The 6113-nt window shown below is 69.4% G+C and carries 5 protein-coding genes; all 5 read right to left on the minus strand.

Features of this window, described 5'->3' with window-relative positions; translation table 11 throughout:
* Positions 1-93: 93 nt before the first annotated feature.
* Positions 94-1263 (minus strand): CapA family protein, encoded by a 1170-nt coding sequence (locus G555_RS20310; RefSeq protein ID WP_051209335.1) that lies wholly within the window; start codon positions 1261-1263, stop codon positions 94-96.
* Positions 1264-1392: 129 nt separating this feature from the next.
* Complete coding sequence (locus G555_RS0114770) at positions 1393-2223, minus strand: GNAT family N-acetyltransferase (RefSeq protein ID WP_028709467.1); 831 nt, start codon at positions 2221-2223, stop codon at positions 1393-1395.
* Between the two features lie 4 nt (positions 2224-2227).
* The gene (ispG, locus tag G555_RS0114775; protein ID WP_028709468.1) at positions 2228-3373 is read right to left on the minus strand and encodes a flavodoxin-dependent (E)-4-hydroxy-3-methylbut-2-enyl-diphosphate synthase; all 1146 of its coding nucleotides are present in this window, start codon (positions 3371-3373) and stop codon (positions 2228-2230) included.
* A 29-nt stretch (positions 3374-3402) separates the two neighbouring features.
* Positions 3403-4698, minus strand: coding sequence for a M50 family metallopeptidase (locus tag G555_RS0114780; protein ID WP_028709469.1), 1296 nt, complete (start codon positions 4696-4698; stop codon positions 3403-3405).
* A gap of 3 nt (positions 4699-4701) precedes the next feature.
* Positions 4702-5928 carry a 1-deoxy-D-xylulose-5-phosphate reductoisomerase gene (dxr, locus tag G555_RS0114785; protein ID WP_028709470.1) on the minus strand — a complete coding sequence of 409 codons (1227 nt, stop codon included), beginning with the start codon at positions 5926-5928 and terminating at the stop codon, positions 4702-4704.
* Between the last annotated feature and the right edge of the window lie 185 nt (positions 5929-6113).

Consider the following 6113-nt stretch of genomic DNA (forward strand, 5'->3'; position numbering starts at 1 on the left):
GGCTATGGATCACCTGTGGCGGCAGGGGGAGGAACGGCTGATCCTCATGGGATTATCAGCATCGGCCGACGGGGCCGGATGCTCGAGAGCGCGTCAGCCCTCCGTGAGCCCCTGCGCCGAGCCCACGGCGGTTCGGACCCGCTCTTGCGACTCCTTCAGCGCGGAGGTGTCGCCGCCGGCCTTGATGGCGTCCGACGTCAGGCGGACGCGGATGGCGTGGCCCGACGAGTACACGCTGGTCGTCGTCGGGAAGTAGGTCAGTTCGGAGACCGTGTACCCCGACCCGGACGTGGTGAAGGTGGCGCGGGCGATGACGGATTCGAAGGCGGTGGTCTGGTCGGACGGCGGCTGCGAGACGAGGCTGCCCAGGCCGTACAGCACCCACTTCCCGTTGACCTTCGTGATCGGCTGGACGGTGTGCGCGCCGTGGCCGTAGACGAGGTCGATCTCGGAGGCCTTCGTCAGCTTGTCGGCGATCTCCTTCTGCTTCTCGGTAGGTGCTGTCGTGCCGTCCTGGCCGGCATGCATCATGGCGATGACGATCTGGGCGCCCGCGGCCCTGGCGGCCTTCGCCTTCGCGATCATCGTGTCGGCGTTCAGCAGGTCCACGACCCAGGACTTCTCCGCTGCGAGCTTGGTCGAGCCCCTGTTCTCGGTCCCGGCGACGATCCCGATCTTCACGCCGTTCACCTCGACGATGACCGGCTTCGTGGACTCCTGCTGCGTCCGGTACGCGCCGACGGTCACGAGCCCCTTGTCCCGCAACTGGGCCAGCGTCGTCGACGCGCCCTCGATCCCCTTGTCGAGTGTGTGTTCGGAGTTCGCGGTGCACAGGTCGAAGCCCGTGTCCTTGATCGCGGGCACGACCTCCGGCGGGACGGCGTACGACGGGAAGCCCGAGTAGGTCGAGCCGGTGGCGGCGATCGGGACCTCTTCGTGGCACACCGCGAGGGACGCCGTGGAGACGAGGTTCTTCACGCCGTCCAGCATCGGCGCGAAGGCATACGCGGAGTCCGACCCCTCCGCGTCCAGTTGGGCCGCGACCCAGGTCAGGTCCTGCCAGAACAGCTCCCCGGTGAGGACGACGGTGAGGGCCGCGCCCGCCGATGCGGCTGGGCTCGCGGCGGCGCTGGTCGACGGCGTGGCGGAGGCGGTGGACAGCGAGGTCGGGGAGTTGTGCTCCGGCGTCGCCGCCACTGTCGCCGAACCGCACCCGGTCAGGCCGAGCGAAGCCACGACCACCGCCACCAGCCATCGCCGCATCCGCATTCCCCTCTCGCCGACGGCCCCACGCCGATCGCGACACGGACCCTCGTCCGGCGATTCTCTCAGCCGCGCCTCCCCGATCGGCGCTGGCCGTCCGGGGTGTCCGCGGATCGCCGGTCCGGGGCGTCAGTACAGGACGGTCGCGAAGGTGCCGATCTCGACGTAGCCCACGCGCCGGTACATCGCGCGGGCGGGGGCGTTGAAGCTGTTGACGTACAGGCTGACGGCGCGAAACCGTTCGGTGAGCAGATGGTCGACCGCGGTCATCGCCGGGGCCGACAGCCCCCGGCCGCGATGGCTGGGGGCCAGCCACACGCCCTGTATCTGGGCGAACAGGCCCGTGGACGCCCCCACGTCGGCCTTGAAGATGACCCTGCCGTCTTCGACGATGCCGAACGCCATCCGCTCACGGATGAGTCGCTGGACGTAGAACCGGTAGTCACCACCCCCGAACGTCGGGGAGACGCCCACCTCTTCGGTGTACATCGCCACGGCGGCGGCGTAATACGCGTCGAAGTCGTCGAAGGTGATCACCCGAACCCGCGGGTCGGGCGGGACGTCCGACGGGTTGGTCAGCAGCATCAGGGGCTGGTCCGGACGCAGTTCGCGGTACGCGCTCCAGCCGCGGGGCCACAACTGGCACAGCCGTCGCCACAACGCCAGCGTCGGTTCGGCCGGGCCCATGATCGAGGCGGTGGCGGACCGCGGACCGATCCGCTGCGCGAACGCCTCGACGGCCTCGGCGTCGGCGTTCGCGAGCACGAGGTTCGACCCGTTGTGGCAGAGGGCGACGAGCTTCCCGTCGCGCTCGAATCCCCAGACCTCGCAGCCGAGGGTGTAGGGATCGAGCCCGCCGGCCTTCACGCGCGAGCCGATGAAGAGGTTCTCGATGGGGTTGGTGAGGACCACGTCGACGAGGGCCCCGAGGTCATCATTCCCGAGGACCCGGACGGTCATCGGATCACCCGACCGTGACGACCGGGGCGCCGGACTCCACGTCCATGTCGGCGGCGAGCCGTCGCGCCTCGGTGAGCAGCGTCGCGACGATCTCGGCCTCGGGCACCGTCTTGATCACCTCGCCGTGGACGAAGATCTGGCCCTTGCCGTTTCCCGACGCCACACCCAGGTCGGCCTCCCGCGCCTCCCCCGGTCCGTTGACCACGCACCCCATGACGGCGACGCGGAGCGGCACGGTCAGCCCTTCCAGCCCGGCGGTCACCTGGTCGGCCAGCGTGTACACGTCGACCTGCGCCCGTCCGCACGACGGGCACGACACGATCTCGAGTTTCCGCGGCCGCAGATTGAGGGATTCGAGGATCTTGATGCCGACTTTGACCTCTTCGGCCGGTGGCGCCGACAGGGACACGCGGATCGTGTCGCCGATGCCCTCGGCCAGCAGCGCGCCGAACGCCACCGCCGACTTGATGGTTCCCTGGAAGGCCGGCCCGGCCTCGGTCACGCCGAGGTGGAGCGGGTAGTCGCATTGCGCGCTGAGCTGCCGGTAGGCCTCGACCATCACGACGGGGTCGTGGTGTTTGACCGAGATCTTGACGTCGCGGAAGTCGTGCTCCTCGAACAGGCTCGCCTCCCACAGCGCGGATTCGACGAGGGCCTCGGGCGTCGCGCCGCCGTACTTCTTCAGCAGGCGCGGATCGAGCGACCCGGCGTTGACCCCGATCCGGATCGGGATTCCCCTGTCCTTGGCCGCCTGCGCGATGGCCTTCACCTGGTCGTCGAACTTGCGGATGTTGCCGGGGTTCACGCGGACGCCCGCGCAGCCTGCCTCGATCGCGGCGAACACGTAGGCGGGCTGGAAATGGATGTCGGCGATGAGGGGGATCTGCGACTTCTTCGCGATGATCGGCAGCGCCTCGGCGTCGTCGCGGCTCGGTACGGCGACCCGGACGATGTCGCAGCCGGTCGCCGTGAGCTCCGCGATCTGCTGCAGGGTCGCGTTGATGTCCGTCGTCTTCGTCGTCGTCATCGACTGGACGGAGATCGGCGCACCGCCCCCGACCTCCACCTTGCCGACCGTGATCCGCCGCGTCGGACGGCGCTGCGCGAGCACGGGCGGCGGCAGCGTGGGCATGCCGAGCGAGACTGACATTCCTGACCTTCCTCGTGGATGACCGGGGCTCACAAGAGCTTGATCGGGCTGATGATGTCGGCGACGATCAGGACGATCCCGCATATGAGGATAAAGCCTCCGACCACATATGCGACGGGAAGCATACGAGCGGTGTCCACGGGACCGGGATCGGTCCGGCGGAACAGCCGCGCTCCACGGCGTTTGAGCCACTCGTAGACGGCTCCCGCGATGTGGCCGCCGTCCAGCGGCACGAGCGGGACGAAGTTGAACAGGGCGACGAACAGGTTGACCGACCCGAGCAGGGAGGCGAACAGGGCGACCTTCGGCCCCACACCCAGGTCGGACGACACCACCTGACCGGCCGTCGCGGAGGCGCCGACGATGCTGATCGGGCCGTAGATGTCCCGCGGCTGGCCCGTGACCATGTCCCAGGCCACGTTGAACACCTTCACCGGGAACTGCACGAGGGCGACGAAGGACTGGACGCTCATCGTCCACATCTGCTCGATCGTCTGGACGGGCCCGCCCTTGACGAGTTCCTGCCGCGGGCTCACACCGAACCAGCCGGCCTCGATCGTCGTGCCGGGATCCCACTCGTCGGCGACGGCGGTGACGGTGGTGTGCACGGGGGTGAGGTCGGTTCGCGTCCCGTCGCGCTCGACGGTCAGCCGTGCCTCTCCGGCGCCGTTCGCGCGGATGAGCTCGGACAGCTCGTCCCACGAGGACACCTCACGGCCGTTGAAGGCGACGATCTTGTCGCCGACCTTGATGCCCGACGCATACGCGGGGGATGCCTCGGCGGCGGTCGGGTCGGCGGGGCATTCGGTGGTCGTGTCGGTCGCGACGCAGGTCTGCACGTACGCGACGTCGAGCTGCGCCTGTGACTGTCCGTAGAACAGGTTCACGCCGAGGAACAGGAGAAACGCGAGGAGGACGTTCATCATGGGCCCTCCGGCCATGATGATGAGCTTCTGCCACGTCCGTTTCTGGTAGAACAACCGCCCGCCGTCGACGTCGGCCTGCGTGATCTCCTGCCATTCCCAGGCGCGGGCGTCGTCGGCCAGGCGCAGCACCCGACCGCGCCGCTCCCCCGCCTTGGGCGCCCGCGGCGGGTACATGCCCAGCAGCCGGACGAAACCTCCCAGCGGGAACCACTTGAGGCCGTACTCCGTGTCGCCCACCTTCGTGGACCAGAGGGTCGGGCCGAAGCCGACGAAGTATTTGGGAACCCGGACGCCGAACAGCTTGGCGGGGACCATATGGCCCACTTCGTGCAGCGCGATGGACGCCATGATGAGCGCGAAGAAGAGGATGCCGAAGACGATCGTCACGGCCAGGTCCATCGCTCAGCCTCCCGCTGTCAACTGCCGCGCCCGCTCCCGGGCCCATGCATCGGCGGCGAGAACCGCGGCCACCGTCAGGTCGGCGTCCGCCACGTGGCGGGCTTCCTCGGCCGAGTCTACCGAGGGCTCCGAAAGGTGCTCCGTGACGATCGCCGCCACGGTGTCGACGATGTCCAGGAAACCGATCCGGCCGGCGCAGAAGGCGTCGACGCACTCCTCGTTGGCGGCGTTGAACACCGCGGGTGCGGTGCCCGACGCCTGACCCGCCCTGCGCGCGAGTTCGACGGCGGGGAACGCGTCGCCGTCCAGCGGTTCGAAGGTCCACGACGACGCGGTCGTCCAGTCGCAGGGACGCGCCGCGTCGACGATCCGGTCGGGCCAGGTGAGACCGAGGGCGATGGGCAGCCGCATGTCCGGCGGGGAGCACTGGGCGATCGTGGAGCCGTCGTGGAACTCCACCATGGAGTGGACCATCGACTGCGGGTGGACGACCACCGTCACATCGTCCAGCGGAACGTCGTACAGCAAGGCGGCCTCGATGAGCTCCAGCCCCTTGTTGACCAGCGTGGAGGAGTTGATCGTGATCACCCGGCCCATGTCCCACGTCGGATGGGCCATCGCCTGCTCGGGGGTGACCTCGGCGAGTTCGTCTCGCCGCCGCCCGCGGAACGGCCCGCCGGAGGCGGTGAGGATGAGCCGCCTCACCTCGGAACGCGCCCCGCTGCGCAGTGCCTGTGCGAACGCGGAGTGCTCGGAGTCGACGGCCACGAGCTGGCCCGGCGCGGCGGCCTCGGTGACGAGCCTGCCGCCGATGACGAGCGACTCCTTGTTCGCCAGGGCGAGCGTCGTTCCGGCCCGCAGCGTGGCGAGGGTCGGCTCGAGCCCGGCGGAGCCGGTGATGGCGTTGAGGACGACGTCGCAGTCGACCGCGGCGAGCTCGGTGGCCGCTCGCGGTCCGGCCCACAGTCGCGGCAGCGTGTGGTCGCCGTGGGCGTAGCCCTGCCGCTGGGCCTCGGCGTACAGCGCCAGTTGCAGGTCTTCGACGGCGGTCCCCCGCGCCACGGCGACGTGGGACGGCCGGAACTCGATGACCTGCCGGGCGAGGAGTTCGATGTCGGAGCCGCCCGCCGCCAGTCCGACGACGTTGAACCGGTCACGACGGGTGGAGATGACATCCAGCGCCTGGGTTCCGATGGACCCGGTGCTGCCGAGGATCACGACGTTGCGCACTGCCCTAGTGTGCCCGGTCTCCCGCCGGGCCACACATCCGGCCATCCGAGCGGGACGAGGAGCTTGCCTCCCCGTAGTTGAGCCTGCCGGAACCACCACCACCGCAGAATCCCTTCGACAGGCTCACGGACCGGACCACCGCCCAGGCTGAACCCACACAGCCAACCGAGCGCGACGAGGAGCCT

The organism is Propionicicella superfundia DSM 22317 (assembly GCF_000423465.1).
Taxonomy (GTDB): domain Bacteria; phylum Actinomycetota; class Actinomycetes; order Propionibacteriales; family Propionibacteriaceae; genus Propionicicella; species Propionicicella superfundia.

Coding starts and splice junctions, on each gene's coding strand:
- G555_RS0114770 (WP_028709467.1), bottom strand. CDS start 2,223: ATGACCGTCCGGGTCCTCGGGAATGATGACCTCGGGGCCCTCGTCGAC.
- G555_RS0114780 (WP_028709469.1), bottom strand. CDS start 4,698: ATGGACCTGGCCGTGACGATCGTCTTCGGCATCCTCTTCTTCGCGCTC.
- ispG (WP_028709468.1), bottom strand. CDS start 3,373: ATGTCAGTCTCGCTCGGCATGCCCACGCTGCCGCCGCCCGTGCTCGCG.
- G555_RS20310 (WP_051209335.1), bottom strand. CDS start 1,263: ATGCGGCGATGGCTGGTGGCGGTGGTCGTGGCTTCGCTCGGCCTGACC.